The organism is Algoriphagus hitonicola (genome assembly GCF_900113375.1).
Classification (GTDB): Bacteria; Bacteroidota; Bacteroidia; order Cytophagales; family Cyclobacteriaceae; genus Algoriphagus; species Algoriphagus hitonicola.
Genome location: NZ_FOPC01000005.1, coordinates 23,941 through 45,983, shown reverse-complemented (window position 1 = coordinate 45,983; position 22,043 = coordinate 23,941). Strand labels below are relative to the sequence as shown.

The 22,043-nt window shown below is 42.1% G+C and carries 19 protein-coding genes and 1 tRNA gene; 4 read left to right on the top strand and 16 right to left on the bottom strand.

What is annotated here, in order from left to right:
* Positions 1-28 precede the first annotated feature (28 nt).
* The 7 genes from BM043_RS08100 to lepA form a co-directional block, all read right to left on the bottom strand.
* Positions 29-1,081 (bottom strand): M42 family metallopeptidase, encoded by a 1,053-nt coding sequence (locus BM043_RS08100; RefSeq protein WP_092790966.1) that lies wholly within the window; start codon positions 1,079-1,081, stop codon positions 29-31.
* A 117-nt stretch (positions 1,082-1,198) separates the two neighbouring features.
* Positions 1,199-3,082: an amidophosphoribosyltransferase gene (locus BM043_RS08095; RefSeq protein ID WP_092790580.1), complete on the bottom strand. Its 1,884-nt coding sequence runs from the start codon at positions 3,080-3,082 to the stop codon at positions 1,199-1,201.
* Between the two features lie 136 nt (positions 3,083-3,218).
* The gene (locus tag BM043_RS08090; RefSeq protein ID WP_092790578.1) at positions 3,219-3,758 is read right to left on the bottom strand and encodes a DsrE family protein; all 540 of its coding nucleotides are present in this window, start codon (positions 3,756-3,758) and stop codon (positions 3,219-3,221) included.
* A 94-nt stretch (positions 3,759-3,852) separates the two neighbouring features.
* A tRNA-Leu gene (locus BM043_RS08085) sits at positions 3,853-3,936 on the bottom strand.
* 78 nt (positions 3,937-4,014) lie between these two features.
* Positions 4,015-4,896, bottom strand: a complete 882-nt coding sequence (gene folD, locus BM043_RS08080; protein ID WP_092790577.1) for a bifunctional methylenetetrahydrofolate dehydrogenase/methenyltetrahydrofolate cyclohydrolase FolD — start codon at positions 4,894-4,896, stop codon at positions 4,015-4,017.
* Positions 4,897-5,075: 179 nt separating this feature from the next.
* The gene (locus BM043_RS08075) at positions 5,076-5,324 is read right to left on the bottom strand and encodes a four helix bundle protein (RefSeq protein WP_245752990.1); all 249 of its coding nucleotides are present in this window, start codon (positions 5,322-5,324) and stop codon (positions 5,076-5,078) included.
* Positions 5,325-5,479: 155 nt separating this feature from the next.
* Complete coding sequence (gene lepA / locus BM043_RS08070; protein WP_245752989.1) at positions 5,480-7,267, bottom strand: translation elongation factor 4; 1,788 nt, start codon at positions 7,265-7,267, stop codon at positions 5,480-5,482.
* Between the two features lie 194 nt (positions 7,268-7,461).
* Between lepA and BM043_RS08065 the strand changes: the two genes are divergently transcribed.
* Complete coding sequence (locus BM043_RS08065; protein ID WP_092790965.1) at positions 7,462-7,998, top strand: DUF4924 family protein; 537 nt, start codon at positions 7,462-7,464, stop codon at positions 7,996-7,998.
* Positions 7,999-8,033: 35 nt separating this feature from the next.
* Here the strand turns inward: BM043_RS08065 and BM043_RS08060 are convergent, their stop codons facing one another.
* Positions 8,034-9,962: an AAA domain-containing protein gene (locus tag BM043_RS08060; protein WP_092790573.1), complete on the bottom strand. Its 1,929-nt coding sequence runs from the start codon at positions 9,960-9,962 to the stop codon at positions 8,034-8,036.
* 62 nt (positions 9,963-10,024) lie between these two features.
* Here BM043_RS08060 and BM043_RS08055 point away from each other — a divergent pair, with 62 nt between their 5' ends.
* Entirely contained in the window at positions 10,025-10,630 is a 606-nt protein-coding gene (locus tag BM043_RS08055) for an acyl carrier protein phosphodiesterase (RefSeq protein WP_092790963.1), read from the top strand.
* Entirely contained in the window at positions 10,617-11,075 is a 459-nt protein-coding gene (locus BM043_RS08050; protein ID WP_092790571.1) for a hypothetical protein, read from the top strand. The genes BM043_RS08055 and BM043_RS08050 overlap by 14 nt, the downstream gene beginning before the upstream one ends.
* An 18-nt stretch (positions 11,076-11,093) precedes the next feature.
* Here the strand turns inward: BM043_RS08050 and BM043_RS08045 are convergent, their stop codons facing one another.
* From BM043_RS08045 to BM043_RS08025, 5 genes are all read right to left on the bottom strand, one after another.
* The gene (locus BM043_RS08045; RefSeq protein ID WP_092790569.1) at positions 11,094-11,633 is read right to left on the bottom strand and encodes an inorganic diphosphatase; all 540 of its coding nucleotides are present in this window, start codon (positions 11,631-11,633) and stop codon (positions 11,094-11,096) included.
* A 73-nt stretch (positions 11,634-11,706) separates the two neighbouring features.
* A complete protein-coding gene (locus BM043_RS08040) occupies positions 11,707-12,792 on the bottom strand; it encodes a hybrid sensor histidine kinase/response regulator (protein WP_092790567.1) in 1,086 nt (361 codons plus the stop codon).
* Positions 12,785-14,896, bottom strand: coding sequence for a sensor histidine kinase (locus BM043_RS08035; protein ID WP_092790566.1), 2,112 nt, complete (start codon positions 14,894-14,896; stop codon positions 12,785-12,787). The genes BM043_RS08040 and BM043_RS08035 overlap by 8 nt, the downstream gene beginning before the upstream one ends.
* A gap of 270 nt (positions 14,897-15,166) precedes the next feature.
* Positions 15,167-15,880 carry a hypothetical protein gene (locus BM043_RS08030; RefSeq protein ID WP_092790564.1) on the bottom strand — a complete coding sequence of 238 codons (714 nt, stop codon included), beginning with the start codon at positions 15,878-15,880 and terminating at the stop codon, positions 15,167-15,169.
* Entirely contained in the window at positions 15,880-18,153 is a 2,274-nt protein-coding gene (locus BM043_RS08025) for an Rv1355c family protein (protein ID WP_143189495.1), read from the bottom strand. Before BM043_RS08025 ends, BM043_RS08030 begins: the two co-directional genes overlap by 1 nt.
* A 198-nt stretch (positions 18,154-18,351) precedes the next feature.
* Between BM043_RS08025 and BM043_RS08020 the strand changes: the two genes are divergently transcribed.
* Positions 18,352-18,825, top strand: a complete 474-nt coding sequence (locus BM043_RS08020) for a response regulator (RefSeq protein WP_092790562.1) — start codon at positions 18,352-18,354, stop codon at positions 18,823-18,825.
* A gap of 1 nt (position 18,826) precedes the next feature.
* Here the strand turns inward: BM043_RS08020 and BM043_RS08015 are convergent, their stop codons facing one another.
* Genes BM043_RS08015 through porX form a run of 3 tightly spaced genes read right to left on the bottom strand, consistent with a single transcriptional unit; the run spans position 18,827 to position 22,024 of the window.
* Positions 18,827-20,038, bottom strand: coding sequence for an alanine dehydrogenase (locus BM043_RS08015; protein ID WP_092790560.1), 1,212 nt, complete (start codon positions 20,036-20,038; stop codon positions 18,827-18,829).
* Positions 20,019-20,459, bottom strand: a complete 441-nt coding sequence (gene tsaE, locus BM043_RS08010) for a tRNA (adenosine(37)-N6)-threonylcarbamoyltransferase complex ATPase subunit type 1 TsaE (protein ID WP_092790558.1) — start codon at positions 20,457-20,459, stop codon at positions 20,019-20,021. The genes BM043_RS08015 and tsaE overlap by 20 nt, the downstream gene beginning before the upstream one ends.
* Before the next feature lie 8 nt (positions 20,460-20,467).
* Positions 20,468-22,024 carry a T9SS response regulator signal transducer PorX gene (gene porX / locus BM043_RS08005; protein WP_092790557.1) on the bottom strand — a complete coding sequence of 519 codons (1,557 nt, stop codon included), beginning with the start codon at positions 22,022-22,024 and terminating at the stop codon, positions 20,468-20,470.
* Positions 22,025-22,043 lie beyond the last annotated feature (19 nt).

The window sequence follows — 22,043 nt, the reverse complement described above, 5'->3', positions numbered from 1 at the left end:
AAAAGCCCCGATTTCTCAGGGCCTTCATCTAGTGCTTCCAATCGTAGGTATCGACCTGCTCGAGACAAGCCACCAACAACTCTATGGAATCGGAAATGTCTTTTTTGTGGGCCATTTCGATCACTTGATGCAGGTGTCTGGTAGGAATGGAAATCGCACCGGCAATAGCGCCCTGTTTTCCCATGCGCTGTACTCCGGCAGTGTCCGTCCCTCCGGCGGTGAGAATCTCAGGCTGCCAAGTGATTTTCTCTTTGTCTGCAGTTTTTTTCATAAAATCCACCATTCGATAATCACAAATCGTCATCGCATCCATGATTTTGATCGCTGTACCTTTTCCGAGTTCGGTGACTTTTTCGTGAGCTTGAGCCCCCGGTACATCAAAGGCAATCGTGGTATCCAAAGCAATTCCAAAGTCCGGATTTATCCCGTGTGCGGCGACATTTGCTCCCCGGATCCCCACCTCTTCCTGTACTGTAAAAGTGGCATAGACATCGTATGCGGGGTTTTTAAGCTTTTTAAGCGCTTCGATTAAGATAAAAACTGCTACTCGATTATCAATAGATTTGCAATTGACACAATCGCCCATCTCAATCAATTCCCGATCACGGGTTACCGGGTCTCCGATTGAAATATACTTTTCCACCTCCTCTTTTGGCATTCCCAAATCGATAAAAAAATCAGTAGTCTTGGGCAATTTGTTTCGTTCCTCCTGACTCATCACATGAATGGGTTTGCTTCCCATCACGCCGACGAGATCTTTTTTTCCGTGTACGATTACCCGCTGAGCAGTAAGAGTTTTTGGGTCAAAGCCTCCTAAGGTATGAAACCTCAGAAATCCGTTGTCATCAATATGTGTGATGATAAAACCAATTTCATCCATGTGGGCTGCTACCATCACGCGTTTCCCATCGGGATTTCGCGTTCCTTTTTTTAGGGCAATGACATTTCCGAGATTATCTGTTTTCACTTCATCTACATGGGGAGTCACCAATTCGATCACCAAGTCCCGAACTCTTTTTTCGAAGCCCGGAGCGCCAGCGATTTCGCAGATTTGAGTGAGCAACTTTACATTTATATCCATTTTCATTTCTTTACCAATAGAAGGGCAAAATACGATTTTTATCCCTAAGCGTCCTGTTCTAAATCACAAAAGGCGCTAGGTTTTGCACCCAGCGCCTTTGATAAAATCTATTGAAAATTAATATGCTCTGACAGTCTTTCCTTGCATAAAGTTGACAAAAGCCCGGTTAACCACCTGAGTCCCGCCACTTGTAGGGTAGTCTCCTGTAAAGTACCAGTCTCCCAAATGATTTGGGATGCATTTATGCAGATTTTCTACAGTTTGATAGATGACACAAACCTCAGCATTCAGCTCGGGAGCCGTGACAATTTCCGCGATTTTATCGGATATTTCATCGTCAGTGAATGGTGCATATACCCGCTTGATAAAGTTTTCTTCTGACATCGGGTTAGAGATTGCCATATCGTAAACTTCATCCAGAATATTTTCCATTTTTCGCTCTTTGAGCAAAGCTAAAGCAGCACGGAAAGCGATGAATTCTTTCATCCGGGACATGTCAATACCATAACAATCCGGGAAACGAATCTGCGGCGCGGAGGAAACGATGACGATTCGCTTGGGATTTAACTTATCCAAAGTGGTCAAGATACTTTTTTCCAAGGTCGTACCTCTCACAATACTATCATCTATCACTACTAAAGTATCGACTCCCTGACGGACCACTTCAAAAGTGGTATCGTAAACACTCGAAACCATCATGTCTCGATCGTCATCATTGGTGATAAAGGTTCTCAGTTTGACATCCTTGCTGACCAGTTTCTCCACTCTTGGCCGGAAACTGAGCAATTCATCTAAATCACCAACATGGGGTTTCCCATCCAGCAAAACTTCTTTTCGTTTCGCTACCAAGTATTCATCCAATCCTTCGATCAAACCCAAAAAGGCAGTTTCGGCAGTATTGGGTATGTAAGAAAAGACGGTGTTTTTTAGATCAAAATCAATGGCTTTGAGGATCTGAGGGATCAAAGCTTTCCCTAAATTTTTCCGCTCCTGATAAATATCCGGATCCGTTCCTCTGGAAAAATAAATCCGCTCAAAACTGCAGGATTTCTTTTCACGAGATGGCATCACCTCGGATTCGGCGTAGGAACCGTCTTTATTGATCACCAAGGCATGTCCAGGCTTGATTTCTTTGATCGCCTTAAAATCGATATCAAATGCCGATTTGATTGCAGGCTTTTCGGAAGCGACTACAATGACCTCATCATCAGCATAATAATAGGCAGGCCGAATCCCCGAAGGATCTCGAACCACAAAAGAGGAGCCATTTCCGATCAATCCAGCCATCGCATATCCCCCATCAAAATCCCGACAGGACCGCCTTAAGATTCTAGCTACATCCAGCTCATCTTCGATGAAATGGGTGATTTCTTCATTGGAGTATTGATGCTTGTACTTATCAAAAATTCGTTGATTTTCTTCATCCAAAAAGTGGCCGATTTTTTCCATTACAGTGACCGTATCTGTTTTCTCTTTGGGATGCTGACCTAGCTCAACCAGCTTACTGAACAGATCCTCGACATTGGTCATGTTGAAGTTTCCAGCCATTACCAAATTTCGGCTTCGCCAGTTATTTTGCTTCAAAAAAGGATGGCATGTCTCAATGCTGTTTTCTCCGTGGGTGCCATAGCGAAGATGTCCCAGCCAAACCTCTCCTGAGAACGCAATATTTTCTTTGAGCCAGTCGGCATCATTAAGGGCCTCTTCTCCGCCCATTTTTTTTGCCTTTTTGTACTTCTTGTTGATTTTGTCAAAAATAAAATTGACAGCAGAGGGCTCAATAGATCGATACCTACTGATGTATCGGGTACCGGGCTTTGTATTAATTTTAATATTGGCCACACCTGCCCCATCCTGCCCGCGATTGATTTGCTTTTGCATCAAGATGTACATGCGATTGGAAGCGTAGGCCGGCGTCCCATATTTATCGATATAATATTGGGGTGATTTTCGGAGCCGAACCATGGCTATGCCGCATTCGTGTTTGATGGCGTCACTCATTGGAGAACCTTTCTGGGTTTATATTTGAGAGTTCAAATTTAAGCTTAATAAAAAGATAATCCCTGCAAAAAGTTCCAATAAAATTCCATCAAACTTAAACCAGAATTTTAGTCTTTAATCTTTGAGGTCCAACTGCTTAAAAGCGAAGCATAACATAGCCCTGAGGCACATAGGTGGTAGCGGTGGTCAACATCGAGTGTGCCACAATAATATCAGGCCAAAGATCCTCTTTTGTAAATCCTCTTGCCACCAAAGACTGCCCACAAACCATGATCTCTGCTCCACCTTCCCTTAAAGCATCGAGCACTTCAAGGTTAGGATTGTCCGTCTTAAAGCGTTCTTGATATTTTTCATTGTTTAAAATACTGAAAACTGCTCCTCCATGAACTACTACTTTGACGTGAAGTCGGTCTTTGGGCACACCTGCCAGGCCATGTAGGTTCATCAGACGGGCGACATTATCTACGTATCGATTGATTTGTGCCGGATTATCAGCACCGGAGATCAAATCCACCAAAATTTTATATTCCAAACTGGGATCAGGCCGTTCGGTTGCGTCGGTAACTTCATAAATACCGCCATGTCCTTTGACAATTGGAAATTGTGCTTCTTGGGCGATAAGCGAAGTAGTGGCGAATAAAATCGAAAGAGTGAAGAGCAATAAATTCTTTTTCATAGAAGAGATGTTAAGAGTCGAAAAGTAAACAAAAATCCAAATCCTTAAACACCATTAATCAAAAAAGCCTCTCCAAAAAATTGGAAAGGCTTTGTGCGCACGAGAGGATTCGAACCTCCACACTACTTAAAGCACCAGCCCCTCAAGCTGGCGTGTCTACCAGTTTCACCACGTGCGCGGATAAGGGTCTGCAAAAGTAGAAAGTCAGAACGTTCGAAACAAACCCGAATCTGGCTTTTTTGATAAATTTTATCGCTTATTGATAAATTTTCTTCTCTGCAGCCTGTAGGGTATTGTATAGCAAAGAGGCGATAGTCATCGGCCCCACTCCACCTGGAACAGGGGTAATCGCTGAAGCTTTTTGGGAAACCTCATCAAATTTTACATCTCCGATCAATCGAAATCCCGATTTCTTACTGGAATCCTCAACTCGGTGAATTCCCACATCGATCACTACCGCTCCTTCTTTGACCATATCGGCGGTGACAAATTCAGGCTTTCCGATCGCTACGATCAAAATATCGGCGGTTTTGGTAATCTCCTTTAGATTTTGGGTTCGGCTATGGGTAAGCGTAACTGTGGCATTGCCGGGATTCCCATTTCGGGCCATCAAAATACTCATCGGGCTACCTACAATATGGCTTCTTCCGATCACTACACAGTGCTTGCCGGAAGTTTCGATTTCATAGCGTTTCAGCAACTCCACGATCCCATACGGCGTGGCAGCCACATAAGCCGGCCAATTTAAGGTCATTCTTCCCACGTTAGCTGGAGTAAAACCATCCACATCTTTTTCAGGCTTAATTTTATTGGTCACCTTTTCGACAGAAATATGCCTTGGCAAGGGCAACTGTACGATTAACCCGTCAATGTCCGGATTTTGATTGATATCATCCACTACTTTGAGCAGTTCTTCCTCCGATACAGTCTCCTCCAATCTCACCAAAGTAGATTCAAAACCAATTTCATGACAGGCTTTGACTTTGGCTCCCACGTAAGTTTGACTTGCTCCGTCATTTCCAACCAAGATTGCCGCCAAATGAGGAGTTTTTCCTCCTTCTGTTTTGATCTCAGCCACTCGTGCCGCGATTTCATTTTTTATGTCTTGGGATGTTTTTTTACCGTCAACTAATATCATTTCTATTTTTTGAGCTTACTTTTAAAATTACGATTTTTGATTTACGATTTACGCACATTATCACTTGGTAGTTAAAGCCCTCTGGGAGTTTTAATGCTGGAAACCACTATTGAAAGGATTTCATCAGCCTCCTTGATGAGTCTAGTCAGTTCTGAGCTTAACTTACCGTCAAGCTGGACTTAAAGTGTAAATTCTAGAAAAAACTGACTTTCATCTGCTTCTTCCTCTACAATTTTCAATTTATTGATAAAATCAGGAGTTGATTTAGCTCTACAAGCAGCCCTATAATTGGCAGCTACCGAGGTAGAAGCACGAATTAATTGTCCTGCAATGCTGTTAAACTCTCGCGAATAAGGGAGCTTTTGACATAAGTACCAAACATCGATTGCAAACGGCTTTGTCCTATGTTGCATCTGGTATTTATTCATGCATCCATTATTTTAATTCACTCCTAAAATAATTTAGATCTTAACACGAAATTTGAAGCAAAATCGAATTACCAAATACTAAAGGTTAGTTTCTGAATTACACGCATGATATCCGATTTAAGGTCGTAAATCGAAAATCATAATTCGTAAATCCATTAGTCCAATTTCAAAACCGCCATAAACGCCTCCTGAGGAACCTCGACGTTTCCGACTTGTCTCATGCGTTTTTTACCTTTTTTCTGCTTTTCAAGAAGCTTACGTTTACGGGAAATATCACCTCCATAGCACTTTGCCAAGACGTTTTTACGAAGCGCTTTCACCGTTTCCCGGGCAATGATTTTAGTACCAATGGCCGCCTGAATCGCGATCTCGAACATCTGACGAGGCACGAGTTCTTTTAGCTTTTCACAAAGCCTCTTGCCCCATTCGTAGGCTTTGTCCCGGTGAACAATCGCTGATAGCGCATCCACAGCCTCTCCGTTGAGCATGACATCGAGCCGAACCATGTGCGAAGGCTGATAGCCTTTCAACTCGTAATCCAATGAAGCATATCCCCGGGAAATGGTCTTCAGCTTATCGAAGAAATCAAATACGATCTCTGCCAAAGGCATATCAAATTGCAATTCAACCCGCTCAGCGGTCAGGTAAACCTGATTTTTGATCTGACCTCGCTTATCCATGCAAAGCTGAATGACGGGACCGACATATTCTGAAGCGGTAATGATGGAAGCTTTGACATAAGGTTCTTCGATATGCTTAAATTTTGTAGGATCGGGCATGTCTGAAGGAGCGTTGATTACTTGGTAAGTATCATTGGTCATGAGAGCTCTAAACTGCACCGAAGGCACCGTCGTGATCACCGTCATGTCAAACTCCCGCTCCAGTCGCTCCTGAATAATCTCCATGTGAAGCATTCCCAAAAATCCGCAACGAAAACCGAAGCCTAAGGCCGCGGAAGTTTCGGGTTCCCAAACCAAGGAAGCATCATTGAGCTGAAGCTTTTCCATGGAAGCTCTCAACTCTTCATAATCCGTGGTATCCACCGGATAAATCCCCGCAAAAACCATCGGTTTCACGTTTTCAAATCCCTGAATGGCTTTTTCGCAGGGACGCTTGATATGTGTGATGGTATCCCCAACTTTGATTTCTTTGGCGACTTTCACCCCGGAAATCAGGTAGCCTACATTACCTGCAGCCATAGTTTGCTGGGGAATCTGGTTCAAACCTAAAATCCCAATCTCATCAGCTTCGTATTCCCGCCCAGTATTGACGAATTTAATTTTATCTCCTTTGCTGAAGGTTCCGTTGAAAATCCGAAAAATCACCTCCACACCTCTGAACGGGTTGTAAACCGAGTCAAAAATCATCGCCTGAAGCGGAGCATCAGGATCTCCTGTCGGAGCAGGGATACGAGTCACGACTGCTTTTAAAATATCGTCAATTCCGATTCCTGTTTTCCCGGAAGCCAAAATGATATCTTCTCGGTCGCAACCGATCAAATCAATCACTTCATCGGCTACCGACTCCGGATCTGCTCCGGGCAGGTCAATTTTATTCAAAACGGGAATGATCTCCAAATCATGTCCCAAAGCCAGATAAAGATTGGAAATCGTCTGAGCTTCAATACCCTGTGAAGCATCGACAATCAAAAGTGCGCCTTCACAAGCGGCAATGGATCTGGACACTTCATAGGAAAAATCCACGTGTCCGGGAGTATCAATCAGGTTGAGCGTGTATTCTTCCCCTTCATGCATGTATTTCATCTGGATCGCATGAGACTTGATAGTGATGCCTCGCTCACGCTCCAAGTCCATATTATCCAACAATTGATCCTGCATATCCCGATCTGCGACCGTATGGGTCTCCTGCAACAATCTATCCGCCAATGTACTCTTCCCATGATCAATATGGGCGATGATACAGAAATTTCTAATGTTTTTCATAAGCATTTGTGGCGCAAAAATAGGGAAAAAGAAGGAGAATATTCCTTGAAACTAGGGGAAATAGCAGAACAGCAAAATGGTGGTAAGATGATCTGATTTGCTTTGCAAACTATCTTGAAGAAGCCTTGTCTTTTACCCCCCAGCAAAACTATCTTTCTGCATTTCTTAACTTTGTTTCAAAATCTCAGGTAATCATGAAGTCAGTTGCCGAAAGCAAAAAATCCCAAAATATCGCCGAATACATTATTTATCTCTATCAGCAGGAGGATCTCATCCGATCTTTTCAAGGAAATCTGGAAGAAATTAAGCAATATGTGGTCGCACACTTTCCGGTTTCGGATCAAGAAAAAGAAGTAATTTTTCATTGGTACCGAGACTTTAGAAATCAAATGGAAAAGGAAGGGATACTGAAAAAAGGGCATCTGGAGGAAACTCAAAAACTAGTCAACGAACTCTCCCAAATCCACTGGCAGCTCTTAAAAACGGACAAAACCTATTTTGAAAGCTATCAAAAAGCTAAACCCTACATCCTCCAAGCTGTGATGGAAGCTGAAGGAAAAGACCTCGGGAATGAAATTCAAATCTGCCTGAATGGAGTCTATGGACTCTTGCTTTGTCGACTATTGGGAAAGACTGTTTCGGATGAGCAAATGAAATCCGCGGAGGCTTTTGGAGAAGTACTTAGCCTACTCAATTTAGTCTATCAGCAGGAAAAGATATCTAGGAATTAAGTTTTAAAATCGGAAGATTTTCAATCTTAAAATCTTCAATCCACAATAAACTCCCAAACACTCCTATACCCTCCCTTTTCCTCAAAATAACCCAGTAAAGAATCAAAGAAGGAGTTGCTAGCCAAGGTGCTGCTATCTCCGATCAGGACCAGCTTGCGCTTGGCACGGGTCAGGGCCACATTCATCCGGCGCTCATCGGCTAAAAAACCGATCTCTCCTCGCTCATTGGACCGAGTCAGGGAAATCAACATCAAATCCCGCTCCTGCCCCTGAAATCCATCCACGGTATCAATCGTGATCAAATCCGAAAAGGCTTTCAAATTAGGAAAATCATAGCTTTCGAAAATCAAGGAGCGTAAGTACCTAACCTGTGCTGAATAGGGCGCAATCAAACCGATGGTCCAGCCATTTTCTTTGAATTTTGAAATTCCGATTCGCTTGATCAGTTCATTCAGATACTTGCAAGCGAATAAAGCTTCCTCAGGATTAAATGTGCTCAGACCTTCCTCTTCCTGCCGATCTGTATATCCTGCGCCAGCGGTGTCGATCCACTCCAAAACCGACTCATTTTCAAAGAAATGCTGCTCGGTATTTTCAGCTGCCTGTAATTTTCCCCCATAAAAATATTCATTGGAAAAGCCCATAATTTCGGCTTTCATTCGATATTGCACCTGTAGTAATTCTGCCACTTGGGACTTTCGCTGTATTACCTTTTCCATCAAGGTAACCGCAAGCCCTTCTTTTGCTGCTTCATAGGACTTGATCGTTGGTGGGAGCTGCAAATGATCTCCTGCAAATACGACTTTTTTTGCCTTCAAAATCGGGATCCAAGTCGCTGCTTCCAACCCTTGTGCCGCTTCATCAATGAAAATGACATCAAAGGTCATTCCTCTTAAATGATGCGAAGAAGCTCCGACCAAAGTACTGGCAAAGACCTGGGTCTTTTGGAAAATATCAAAGGAAATGTATTCTTCGAGATGCTTAGCAGCTTCCCGAATTCTGCCTACTTCTTCAAATAAAAGTTTCCGCTGCCTACGTTCCTCAGGGCCAAAATTCCGCTTGTATTGCTTGGCAAGTTTCAGGTAGTGGTCGATTTCTTTTCGGAGTTTTGTTAGATCCCGGTAAGACTCATGATGGGCTGTTTTTGCATCCATTGTCTGATTGAGAATCTTCTCCTCCACTCGGGCGGGATGCCCCAGCCTGAGTGTGGAAATCCCCGCATCGGTCAACTTCTCTACCAACAAATCCACTGCAGCATTGCTCGGGGCGGATACAAGAATGGACAATCCGTACTCCACTGCTTCCGTGATGGCCTGAATCAGGGTGGTAGTTTTTCCTGTTCCCGGAGGTCCATGGATGATTGCTACATCCTTTGCATTGGCGATTTTTTCGCAGGCTTGATTTTGGGAATCATTGAGCAATGGGCTTTTTTCTCTTCTTTTTTCGGAAAAAGTTGGCTTTTGATCTCCAAGCAATATTTCCTTCAGCTCTTTCAGTCGAAGATCTTCGGAAGAGATCACTTTTTTCAGCGCAAACTCCATCTCACGGTAGCTCGCTTCGTCAAAAAGCAAATCCACACCAAGTCGACTGCTATCCATCCAATCGGGAAGTTCGTCAGCCTTCAGCGTGACGATCATCGTGTCTTTTTTGACCTGATTGATGACACCATTTATCCGGCTATCTTGCGAGGAATACCCATCTTGAGTCGAAAAGAACGCGACGGATTTCCCAGACTGAAAAGCTGAATTCTGACTTTGGTCCAATTTTTCGATTTCGACCAAAAGCCGTTCTCCCATTCCGATTTTTGCTTTTTTGATCTGAATGGGATACCAGGTAATCCCTTCTTTTTTCTTATCTGCCAGTGAAGTATTTAAAAATTTCTTTTTGTATTGGGCCAGGTCTTCCTGCCATTCCTGCTTCAAAAGTTTCAGTCCTTTTTTTAATTCCTCGGTGACTTTATCCATCAATGTGTAATTTGTCAACGAAACTAATCAAAAGCCCTTGTGTTTTTGTAGCAAAACTGATCATGAATTTTCTTGCGCATGCATTTTTATCTTTTGGACAGGAAAAAATCCTCGTGGGGAATTTTATTGCCGATTTTGTCAAAGGAAAGCAGATCAACGATTTCGAAGATGAGATCGTGCAGGGGATTCTGCTTCATCGGGAGATTGATTATTTCACCGATTCCCATCCCTTGGTCAAGGCTGGACAATCGTACCTGCGCAAAAAGTTCGGGCATTATTCGACCGTAATCACAGATGTTTTTTTTGATTATTTTCTGATTAAGAATTGGAAGGATTTTTCCAGTACCCCACTTCCAAAATTCATAGAAGACACCTACACGGCACTGGATGGATATTCCGATGTATTTCCGGAACGGTTTGCCAAAATGTACTCATTTATGAAAAAAGACAATTGGCTGCTACACTACGGGGAAATTGAGGGCATCCAACGATCGCTGACCGGAATGTCCCGACGGACCACCTTTGTGTCCAAAATGGAGGAGGCTCATTTGGCCTTATTGGAATACGAACCTCAATTTCAAGTGATTTTCTTCGCTTTTTTCAAGGATTTGGAGACTTTTGCATTCGCAAAACTTCAAGAAATCAAAAACGCACATGGTCGTCATTAAACCCAAAGGGTCCACTTATTTCTCATTAGGACTGATTGTAGTCGCTTTATTGGCAGGACTGATTTTTATTCTGAGAGATTTTGCCTACACCGGGAGTTTTGGACTTTGGTTTTACCTTATTGCCGCTTCGTTGATCACCTTGGTGCTGTTGATGCTTTTGGTGAAAATGCTGGCCGGATTTCGGTTTGTTACCGCAGGCCGGGATCAGATTATAGTCAAACTCCCGCTGCGGGGATACCAAAAAGCCTATCCAATCGCTGATATTTTGGCTTGGGAAGAGGAAGTGGTTTTGGCGAATAAAAAAGAATTTAGACAGCTGACTGTGGCCTTTTCGGATCAGCAATCCATCCGTGTCTCCAATCATGAGCATGAAGCCTATTATGAATTGGTGAAGTATCTTCGGAAAAAGGCAGCCAAAAAAGAGGTGAAAAGTAAAAAAGCCTGATTACTCAGGCTTTTTGGATTATCGTTGATTTCTGAAGTTTTTATCGTATAGCGCGATACTTTCATTGATGATTCGGATCGCCTCTTCTTTTCCAAGAAAGTCCTCTACTTTGACTTCTTTGTTTTCCAGCTTTTTGTAGTCTTCAAAGAACCGGTGAACTTCCTTCATCAAGTGAGGGGGGAGTTCGTCGATGTCATTGATGTAATTGACCGATTGGTCACCAGCTGCCACGGCAATGATTTTATCATCAGCTTCACCACCGTCCACCATTCGCATCACGCCGATCACTTTAGCCTCCACCAAGCACATGGAAGGAATATCGATTTGTGAAATAATCAAAATATCCAAAGGATCATGGTCTTCGCAGAAGGTTTGTGGTATGAAACCATAATTTGCCGGATAATGCACTGCGGAGAATAAAACCCGGTCCAGCATAAGCATCCCAGTCTTTTTATGCAACTCGTACTTTCCTTTACTGCCTTTAGGAATTTCCACCACGCCCATGACGACTTCTGGGGCATCTTTACCGATTTGGACATCATGCCAAGGATTAATCATAATTTTTCGCTTTTGTTAATAAAAAGTTAGGCTGCAAAGATACGCTTTCCTGTAAAAATCCCCAGTTAAAAACTTATTTAAGACTGGGAAGGATCACTCTGAAAGTAGTGCCGACGTGAAGCATGGATTCTAGGGTGATCGTGCCACCAAGTTGCTCCACGGCTTCCTTGACCATGTATAAGCCCAGGCCAGTTCCCACATTTTTTTGGGTGGCTCGCATAAACAAATTAAACACTTCGGGATGGTGTCGATCTTCTATCCCTATTCCATTATCCTCAAGCAGGATTGTGGCTTCATTCTCGCTGACATCCACTGTCAAGGCGATTCGCTTTTCCCCGGGTTCATGCTTTTGAAACTGGACCGAATTACTGAACAAATTATTTAAAATCACCCGGATTTTGGCATCATCACAGTAAAATGGAACCTCTTGATTGACTTGGGTCTCGATATGGAAATGACTCAAATCAAACTTGGCTTGATAGGCCTCCATCTGTTGGTTGATCACATCTGAAAAATTGATTTCGGAGATTTTATGGTCGATTTTGGTCGATCGATAAAAGTCCAGCATTTTATAAATAAAATCATCCAGCTTAGTCGTAGCCGTATCGATCATGTCAAAATATTCCAAAATCTGAGGATCTGCCACCTCCATTTTTGCCAATTTGGAAACTCCCGATATACTCATCAACGGCCCTCTTAACTCGTGAGAAAGGCTGTAAACAAATTGATTCATCTCACTGTGCAGCTTCTGAAGTCGAATATTTTTTTCTTTCAGCTCCTGACGCATAAAAAAGATATCGGCTGCATTTTTTATCGAATTTTTGATTTGCTCGATATTCCAGGGCTTATCAATAAATCGATACACTTCGCCTTTGTTGATTGCATCGATGACACTCGCAATGTCCGAATAGCCGGTTAATAGAATTCGAATGGGATCGGGATTGATTTCGATAAGTTTTTCAAAGAACTCAGTCCCAGTCATCCCCGGCATGCGCTGATCTGCAATGACCACATGGATTTCCTCTTCTTGAGCTATTTTCAACCCCTCCTCTGCGTCTATAGCAGTAAAAATCTTAAAATCTTTTCTCAGCGTGGCCCGAAATGACTTGAGGTTGTTGTCCTCATCGTCAATGTAGAGCACATGAATGTTGCTATTCATACTTTGATGTGCTTTGATAAATAGGTAGCGTTATAATAAAAGTAGTCCCTTTGCCCACCTCAGTTTCCACCTCCAGTGTTCCTTTGTGATTCTCAATAATAGAATAAACTATCGAAAGCCCCAAACCTGTCCCCTTTCCTACGGACTTAGTAGTAAAAAAAGGTTCGAAAATCCGCTGCCTCACGTGCTCCGGCATACCCGGTCCATTGTCATTAATTTCTACGACAACAGCCTCCCCCAGAGATTTGGTCCGTATCTCGATTTTCGGATCGTTAATTTCATCAATGTGATCACTCAATGCATGGACTGCATTATTGATGATATTCATGAATACCTGATTGATTTTACCGGCCAGACATTCGACCATGGGAAGTTCGCCAAATTCACGAACGATTCGGATTTTGCCTGGAATCGAACTGTTCAAAAGAATCAAGGTACTGTTGATCCCATCATGCAGATCCACTTTTTTGATATCCTGCTCGTCTACTCGGGAGAACAACCGAAGTCCCTTGACGATTTCTACGGTTCGCTTTGCTCCCTCTTCCATTCCTTTAAGAAGCTGATCCACCTCCTCGAGGACATAATCCAATTCTAAATCTTCTTCGAGTCGTTTGGCTTTCTTAATTGATTCTGGAGTAAATTCATTATTAGCAGTATTTCTATAAAACTCAATCACTTCCATGATATCCGCCACGTCGCGTTTGAGCGGCATGATATTAGAGCTCACAAAGTTGATCGGATTATTGATTTCATGCGCAATACCGGCAGTCAACTGACCGAGTGAGGCCATTTTTTCCTGACTGACCAGCTGACTTTGGGTATTTTGGAGATTTCGTAATGCCTGCTCCAATTCATCAGTTCTCAGCCTTACCTTATCTTCCAGCAAGGTATTTTGCTCCCTGATAAGTGATTCATTTTCTTTCAATACCCGTAGTCGCTCAAGCTGTTCAGATTCTTTTTCCTTTTTGAGGATATTGATTTTATCAGCTAGGGCAAAGGAGAGCAACACTACCTCCAAAGCTGAACCCAGAGGCATGATGTAGGCCGTCAGATTATTAGTGGGAATCAAGCCCATTTCGCTCAATACAAATAGGAAAATCCCCAACATAAAGATTGACCAGGCCACCAAATAATAGCGGGCCGGTCTATATCCTAGCTTAAGTACAGAAAAAGCGGCAAACAAGACATAAAGAACTACAATGGATTGGGTGACCAATAAAGTCTGATAGCTTACCGTGATAGAAAAGAAAAAAGCATTAATCAGAATAAAGAAATAGACTCCATAGATGTAATAAAAGCCACTGTCGATTTTTGGGATGAAGGATTTAGTCGATAGAAATACCCGTAAAAACCAGATCCCCACCATACTTACCAAAGAAGAGAAAATCACCCCTGACCTGAGGTTTAACCAAACCGAATCTTGCCAAATTAACTCTTGCGTGAATCCTAAAATAGAGGATTGCGCAAACCAGACAAGAACAGTGTGAATGACATAAATAAGATAAAGTTTATCTTTAACAGAGAAATACAAGAATAGATTATAGAAGAACAGCCCTAAAATCACTCCTGTAAAAATCCCGAAAAAGATATTTTCATTATTGATCAGTCCTTCTACAAAATCTCGGTTGCTTATGGTTGAGGTAATAATTTTTTTATTGACGCTTTTTACTCTTAGGTATAAATCAGAAACTTGTCCCTGAGGCAAGTCGATCTTAAAAATTATAGATTTGGAGGGGATGGGTTTAGAATTATAATCCTCCAGTCGCCCTCCCGAATATTGCTTTAAAACTTCCCCTTCACTCGCCACATACAACTGCAAACTATCCAAGGAGGGATTGTTGATGTAAAAAAACTTGGTCTCACTGGAGCTATTATTTAAAACACTATACTTCAACCAAACCACATCATTGTTGATCCCGAAATTCTTTACCTCATTTTCAAGATCAATAAAATCATTACTCACCAAAACTCCCTCAATAGACAAGGTCTCGTCCTTATCCAATATGAGATAACTATAACTATTCAGGTCTTGAGGCTCCTCCGTTAATTGGATGGGCGAAAAGCCCTTTAAAAAAACTAATAAGTAAAGAATTACTAATTTCATCAGTTCATGATTTATTTTCAATAGTCAAAACCAGCCAGCTCCAAAGACCTGAGTAACCTGTCCCAAATCTATCCATTAAGTGAAAATTTCGCATTTAAGTAAATAGCCTTTTGGTCAACGTTTTAGTCATGCTAGATTTCATCTGTAAATGTTAATAAGTTAAATTTTTAAAGGTCAATTCGTCTGTCTCAAACATTTTTGAGAACCTCATTTTGGCTGACTGTCCAAGCTATTAAATCTCCTATTTAAACTCTTTTTATCGGCTACATTTTAGGCATTTTTTCTCCAGTCAGGATTTTTAATCTTAAGCTGATAGGTGATTTCTACCGGTCCTTTCAGCGTATTTTCCATTCGGGAACAATCAAGATTTTCTCGCAATTCCAGGATAAAATCCCGTTCGACAGGAAGCGCCACTGGAAGATTCTTGACATCTTTCAAAACCGCCAGAGTCGCAACTAAATCCAATTTTGGATAAAAGAAGGTGCCTTTATTCCCAATATTTTCTTCTATTTCAAATCCCTTCTGCAAGGTTGGTTTTAAGGTGTATTCGGCACAGAGTGCAAAAAGCGATGGGACATTTAACTGCTCGGCTATCACCAAAGAAGTTCTTGATAAAAATATTGCCCCAATTCCGTATCCTGAAATTAGCCGACTATTCCACAACCCACCTATTTCGCCAGTACCTCCATTGATTCGATATCCTTTTACCAATTCAAAAATTTTTGAATCGACCGGCGCGATGGCACCTTCCATCGGTAGCGGAAAATCTTCGTGAGCGATGTGAATTCGCAGTCCACTTACAACTTTCCCAGTAGAATCTTCATGAACTGTAACCACAAACACATACGGGTTAAACTTCCAGTCATTATTTGAAGAGGTTACTTTGGTTACACCATAATCTTTCAACACGTTAGCATGACCCTCAATAAACATATCGCAAATTTCTGGTTCATCGACAGCTCTAAATGCTTTGAAAGTAAACATTAACTTAATTTGATAAGGGTTTCACTCAAATCCCTCCGATATGATCGTACGGTGGGTTCTCCGGCAATATTTAACCTAAACATAAAGATTTCTTTGTAATCTAGGTTCTTATTGAACAAGGTATTGAATTCTTTTTTGTATTGCTGAATCAATCTTTCTTCCTCTTCACCAAATCCATGCCTTTTGTCCATCGCCAATTTATGAAAAATAAACATCGCAGCCGTTACCGGCTGAAAGCTTATCCCCCGCATGTTTGCTTTGATCCAAACCCGTTGTAAAACTCTACCAGCCTGTAAATAGGCTTCGGGACTGAAATCGCGCGCTTGTAAGAGAAAAATAGCTGACGAACTCATTAAGGTTTCATGCGAGATTTTGGTCAGTCCATATCCCATCAGAAATTTTCGAAAAAAGCGAACTGTCCTCGGATCTTTCAAGAGACTCATTGCCGCTCTCTCCGTGCCGGATAGCTCCAGCGTAGCGATGTCAATCCCATCCCCGGTTTCTTTGGCCTCTTTTTCACTCCACCTTACCTCTTGGATAAAATCCTTAAGTCCCTGCTCATGAAAAAGCCTCATTCGATCCATTCCCCCTATGATACCGGATAATTTCTCCAGCTCCTCCTTGGATTCGATTGACTCTAGGATCATGTTTTCCTGAGTTGCCATTTCCAAAAGATCGCTTACCAAACTGGGTTCCAATGGGCTCCTTTTCGTATTTTTTCTATTCGTGCAGCGGAGATTAACCCCGTCTACTAAGTCAGAATAAGGGATTTCTATGGAGGAGACATGTTTGGAAACAAAACGAATACTAGCAATACACTCTTGCTCAAACTCCTCAATATGGGTAATTACCTCAAGTTCAAATCCCTTTTTCCCCGCATAAAGGCGGATATTTTCAAGGGCTGCACCAAATGCAATCAAGGATCCTGTCCCTTTAAAATCCAACAATGAATGGCTTCTCACTTGATCATGAATCAAGTGTAAAACTCCTTTCTGATCAAAGACCCAAATCCAAGGCTGAATATTACCACCGGATGGTGCCAAATTGGCAAATGTCACTAAATCCGATAATTCAGCATCAGTAAGCAAGTATCCTGATGGCAATATATTTTTTGGAATCTTATCTTTCACATCATTCCCAACTACTGGAGGTGCTGGGACAGAAATAGGCTCTGCGAGAGTTTCTATTTTTACAATTTCGTCTAGATCCACATAGTACCTTCCCGATTGGACGACCTCTCCCAAAAGCAATTTTCGGCCTACATGAGCCACGGTCGCCCCTCCGAGATATACGGCCGAAGCCAACTGAGGCCAACTACTGATCGATTGCCCTACTTCCAAAAGCGAGGCTTTCATCCGGGGGGAAAGGGTATCAGTTCCTGTGATTTTTAATCCCATTCCTACTTTTTGAGTGTTGGACAAGCCCTTTAGGGATTCAAGATTGATATTTCCCAGAAGTCCGTGAAATATCGGGCGGTTTGGATCCAAGTCAAATCGCTCAATATCAAGCATGCCTCGGTCTGACGTCTCCATCATCACAGGGATTCCTAGCGCTTGTGCTTTGTGCCTAAGCAGAACTTTAATATCCAAGCTATCACATTCATCAACCAAAAGATCCAACTGGCCATCCTGCGTCAAAAAATCTGCTATATTTTCCTCGGTCACCCCATCACGATAAAGTTCTAACTTCAAATAAGGATCAATCTCGCTGATCTCCCGGGCAGCGATCACGATCTTTTCCAGTCCCAAATTGGTCACTCCGGCATTTATTCGGTTCAAGTTACTGAGTTCCAAGGTATCAAAATCCGCCAATCTCAGCACCCCACAGCCCCGCTCAAGAGCAATCGCATAAGCGATACTTTGACCGACAGATAAACCGACAATTCCGATTCTTTTGGCAGCCAAAAGAGTCTGTTCTTCTGGAGTGATTTTATAATTGTTTCGTGAAGTACGCACCTTGATAAAATCCTCCCGGTTCAGAAGATGAACCAATGTAGATTTCCATGGAAAATAGACCCAATTTCCGAAGCGTTCTTTGTTTTCAGTTTCAAAAAATGTACTTATCTCCTTCTGAAGTTCTTTTCTTTCAAAATTTTTAGATGGATTATTTGCCTTGATCAAGTCCCCTACCTGACTCTCTATTTCGTCCACAACCAATACAGAGGGATTCTTTTTCAACTCTTTAAGAACTTGATATTCCTCAGCATCAGCTGGGTTAAAAAAAACTGGTTTTACCTGATCTCGACGATCAAGCTGTGGAAATGTAAGCATCATGGTGGGGCGCCTCTTGCTGATTAGCCTTGTAAAGTTAGTTTTTGATTTATAAACTCAAATATTTTTAGTGATTATTTATCAATAATCGTTCAAATTTTCATTACGGCCAATAATAATTGTTAAAAGAAATAGTTTGTTTTTAAGTAAAAAAAACAATTATTTAGTGTAAGTTTTTAAAAGATTATTTGCTGAAAATTAATGGAAACCACATCAGAAGAAAAAATAAAGATTCTGTACGTTGATGATGAAGAAAATAACCTTCAGGCGTTCAAGGCTACTTTCAGAAGAGACTACAAGATATTTTTAGCCATTTCAGCTCAAGAGGGGGTAGATATTCTTGCCAAGGAAGATATTGATATTATCATTACCGATCAGCGAATGCCTGAAAAAACTGGCGTGGAGTTTTTGGAGTCTATAATCCCGATCCATCCCAATCCTATCCGCATACTTCTGACTGGCTACACGGATATACAAGCTGTGATAGATGCGATCAATAAGGGACAGGTGTATCACTACCTCACCAAACCCTGGGAGGAAGACTATCTTCGTACTGTCATCAAAAATGCCTACGAAATCTACACCCTTAGACGCGAAAATGAACGTCTAACTCAAGCCTTGATCAAAGCAAATGATCAGCTCGAGTTTCTTCTACGTCAAAATTTACTTTCTTAAATTAATATCTAGCAGCCAAGAGAAGTTGCAATTCTTTGTGGTTTAAATTGAATCTTTTTGCCAAATAGGCATTGGTCAGACTTCCCCGATAAGTATAAACGGCTCGTAAGAACCAGCGGTAATTAAAAATCATTTCCTCAGCTCCTCCCAAATCAGCCATCTGTAAAATTATCGGAGTAAAAATATTACTCAACGAACAAGAAGCTGTCCGTGCTACGCGGGATGCAATGTTGGGCACGCAATAGTGGATAATATCATGTTCTTGATAGACAGGCTCGCTATGCGAGGTCATCCTAGCAGTCTCTATACAGCCTCCTTGATCGATTGAGACATCAATGATGATACTTCCATGCATCATGTTGGCTACCATCTCTTCAGAGATGACAATTTTATTTCTCCCTTTTTCGGCCCGCAATGCACCAATCACCACATCAGCTTCAGAGAGTGCTTGGGTCAAGGTCAGATTATCAATCGTGGATGTATAAATCTGCTGCCCGAGCAATTGCTTCAATCTTCTGAGTTTATAAATATGATTATCAAACACTTTGATATTTGCTCCTAATCCTAAAGCAGTACGTGCGGCATATTCGGCAACTGTTCCCGCACCTACGATCACCACTTGCGTAGGAGGTACACCCGTAACCCCGCCCAAAATCAGCCCCTTTCCTTGATTGACACTGGAGAGATATTCGGCAGCAATGAGCATTACCGTACTTCCCGCAATTTCTGACATCGCTCGGACGACTGGCATCCCACCTACTTTGTCCTCCAAATATTCATAGGCCAAAGCCGTGATTTTTTTTGCATTGAGTGCTTCGATAAACTCCTTGGATTGCCTTCCTACTTGTAAAGCTGAAATCAAGCAAGCACCCGGCTTCATCATTTCAATCTCCTCGAGGCTTGGTGCATCTACTTTGAGAACAATTTCTGCTTCTAAGGCTTCTTTGGCACTGTACACGACTTTGGCCCCCGCATCGGAATAATCCTGATCTGTGAATTTAGTCTGTAAGCCCGCTCCGGTTTCCACCATGACTCTCAGTCCATTATTCGTCAACAAACCCACCGCCTCCGGGGTAAGGACAATTCGCTTTTCTTCTGAAGATTGCTCTTTGGGCAAACCAATCAACAACGTTTTATCTCCTTTTTTGATTTTGGCAGGAGATTCTTTAGGGATCAAACCTACTGCGGTGAATTCATTTATTTCCGTGGGCATAATCGATGTGTTGGTAGGTGATCTTTCTTTTGTCTGCGGATATAACTTCCAATTTAATCAGAAAAAATTGCTGTGGAATAAATCCGCCGAGATTCTCGGCCCATTCTATCCAGCAATAATTTCCGCTGTAAAAATACTCCTCTACCCCGATTTCTAATACTTCTAGCGGATCTACAATCCGATAAAAATCAAAATGGTAAATAAGCTGATGGTCTTCAGTCTCATACTGATTCACTATCCCAAAAGTAGGGCTACTGACAGCATCCTTGACCTGAAATTGACGACAAAGTGCTTTGATCAGGGTGGTTTTTCCTGCGCCCATTTGCCCCTGAAAAACCCAAATGCGCTCTTCTTGGGCTGCTGCCACCAATTCCTCTGCTACAGCATCCAGTTCTTGAAGTTGATACGTTTTTTCGACCAATTCGAATTCTATTTAGGCGTAAGGTACACGATCGGTACAATCATTTCCTCCAAAGATACGCCGCCATGCTGAAAAGTATCCTTGTAGTAATTGACATAATAATTATAATTATTGGGGTAGGCAAAGAAATAATCCTCCACTGCAAAAACATAAGTGGAAGAAACATTGAGTCTTGGAAGCTTGGCATCCTCAGGCTTTCGGATTTCAAATACCTTTCCCGATTCGAAATTTAAATTTTTCCCCTGCTTGTAGCGAAGATTCGTCGTGACATTTTTATCCCCGATGATCCGATAAGGCTTGTTGACTCGCTTGGTTCCATGGTCTGTAGTGATGATGACTTCTGCACCAGCCTGATGGATTTTTTTCAAAAGTTCGAATAGACTGGAGTGCTCAAACCAGCTCTTGGTCAAAGAACGGTAAGCCGATTCATCTGGTGCCAATTCACGAATCATTTTCATATCAGTCCGGGCATGGGACACCATATCCACAAAATTGTAAACGAGGACATTGAGCTCATTCCCCATCATGGCATGAAACTGATCCAAGACCGTCTTGCCTTGCTGGGTTTGAATAATTTTGGAGTAGGAAAATTTGTAAGGGATTCGGTTTTTCTCCAAGTTGATTTTCAGCCAATCCGGCTCAAAATTATTTTTTCCTTCGTCAGAATCCTCATCTTCCCAGAAATTGGGGTAAAATCGCGCCATGTCCGAAGGCATCATTCCGCTGAACAGAGCGTTTCGGGCAAAGGCAGTGGTAGTCGGCAAGATACTGTAGTAGGATTCTTTTTCCTGAATATTAAAATAGGTCCCGATCAAGGGTTCGATTTCTTCCCATTGATCGTAGCGAAGATTATCAATCACGATAAAAAACAGCGAAGACCGCTCTTTGAGCCGGGGAAAAACTTTTTTCTTCATGACCTGATGGGAAAGGAGCGGCTTTTCCTGATTCCGCTCTTCCATCCAGTCGAGGTAGTTTTCCTTGATAAATCGTGCAAAAGAGGCATTTGCTTCTACTTTTTGAGTTTCGAGCACTTCCTGCATGCTCTTGTTTTCCGTATCATCGATCTGCAATTCCCAATAGACTAGTTTTTTATAAACACTAGCCCAGTCCTCATGATCCACCGCATCACCTAAAGCCATACTGATCTGCATAAACTCCTGCTGATAATTAAGTGTGGTTTTTTCTTCGATCAATTGTCGGTTTTGTAGGATCTTTTTGACCGAAAGCCAGATTTGGCTAGGATTAAGAGGTTTGATCAGATAATCCGCGATTTTACCTCCGATCGCATCATTCATGATGTGTTCTTCTTCACTTTTGGTGATCATCACTACAGGGATTTGTGGCTTGATTTGCTTGATCTGCTGGAGAGTTTCCAACCCGGTCATCCCCGGCATCATTTCGTCGAGAAATATCACATCAAAATGATGGGATTCTACTTCTTCGATGGCATCTACACCTGAGTTTACGGTAGTAATTTCATAGCCTTTTTGTTCTAGAAAAAGAATATGGGGCTTGAGCAGGTCGATTTCATCGTCTGCCCAGAGTATCTTGGATTTTTGGGACATTTCGGTTTCCGTTTCTTTT

What these genes read in the sequence shown, in the direction of transcription:
- BM043_RS08030 (WP_092790564.1), bottom strand. Translation starts at nt 15,880, where the DNA reads ATGTTTACTTTCAAAGCATTTAGAGCTGTCGATGAACCAGAAATTTGC.
- porX (WP_092790557.1), bottom strand. Translation starts at nt 22,024, where the DNA reads ATGTCCCAAAAATCCAAGATACTCTGGGCAGACGATGAAATCGACCTG.
- BM043_RS08060 (WP_092790573.1), bottom strand. Translation starts at nt 9,962, where the DNA reads ATGGATAAAGTCACCGAGGAATTAAAAAAAGGACTGAAACTTTTGAAG.
- BM043_RS08020 (WP_092790562.1), top strand. Translation starts at nt 18,352, where the DNA reads ATGGAAACCACATCAGAAGAAAAAATAAAGATTCTGTACGTTGATGAT.
- BM043_RS08050 (WP_092790571.1), top strand. Translation starts at nt 10,617, where the DNA reads ATGGTCGTCATTAAACCCAAAGGGTCCACTTATTTCTCATTAGGACTG.
- BM043_RS08015 (WP_092790560.1), bottom strand. Translation starts at nt 20,038, where the DNA reads ATGCCCACGGAAATAAATGAATTCACCGCAGTAGGTTTGATCCCTAAA.
- BM043_RS08065 (WP_092790965.1), top strand. Translation starts at nt 7,462, where the DNA reads ATGAAGTCAGTTGCCGAAAGCAAAAAATCCCAAAATATCGCCGAATAC.
- BM043_RS08035 (WP_092790566.1), bottom strand. Translation starts at nt 14,896, where the DNA reads ATGAAATTAGTAATTCTTTACTTATTAGTTTTTTTAAAGGGCTTTTCG.
- BM043_RS08025 (WP_143189495.1), bottom strand. Translation starts at nt 18,153, where the DNA reads ATGATGCTTACATTTCCACAGCTTGATCGTCGAGATCAGGTAAAACCA.
- BM043_RS08095 (WP_092790580.1), bottom strand. Translation starts at nt 3,082, where the DNA reads ATGAGTGACGCCATCAAACACGAATGCGGCATAGCCATGGTTCGGCTC.
- folD (WP_092790577.1), bottom strand. Translation starts at nt 4,896, where the DNA reads ATGATATTAGTTGACGGTAAAAAAACATCCCAAGACATAAAAAATGAA.
- lepA (WP_245752989.1), bottom strand. Translation starts at nt 7,267, where the DNA reads ATGAAAAACATTAGAAATTTCTGTATCATCGCCCATATTGATCATGGG.
- BM043_RS08100 (WP_092790966.1), bottom strand. Translation starts at nt 1,081, where the DNA reads ATGGATATAAATGTAAAGTTGCTCACTCAAATCTGCGAAATCGCTGGC.
- BM043_RS08075 (WP_245752990.1), bottom strand. Translation starts at nt 5,324, where the DNA reads ATGAATAAATACCAGATGCAACATAGGACAAAGCCGTTTGCAATCGAT.
- BM043_RS08045 (WP_092790569.1), bottom strand. Translation starts at nt 11,633, where the DNA reads ATGATTAATCCTTGGCATGATGTCCAAATCGGTAAAGATGCCCCAGAA.
- BM043_RS08040 (WP_092790567.1), bottom strand. Translation starts at nt 12,792, where the DNA reads ATGAATAGCAACATTCATGTGCTCTACATTGACGATGAGGACAACAAC.
- BM043_RS08055 (WP_092790963.1), top strand. Translation starts at nt 10,025, where the DNA reads ATGAATTTTCTTGCGCATGCATTTTTATCTTTTGGACAGGAAAAAATC.
- BM043_RS08090 (WP_092790578.1), bottom strand. Translation starts at nt 3,758, where the DNA reads ATGAAAAAGAATTTATTGCTCTTCACTCTTTCGATTTTATTCGCCACT.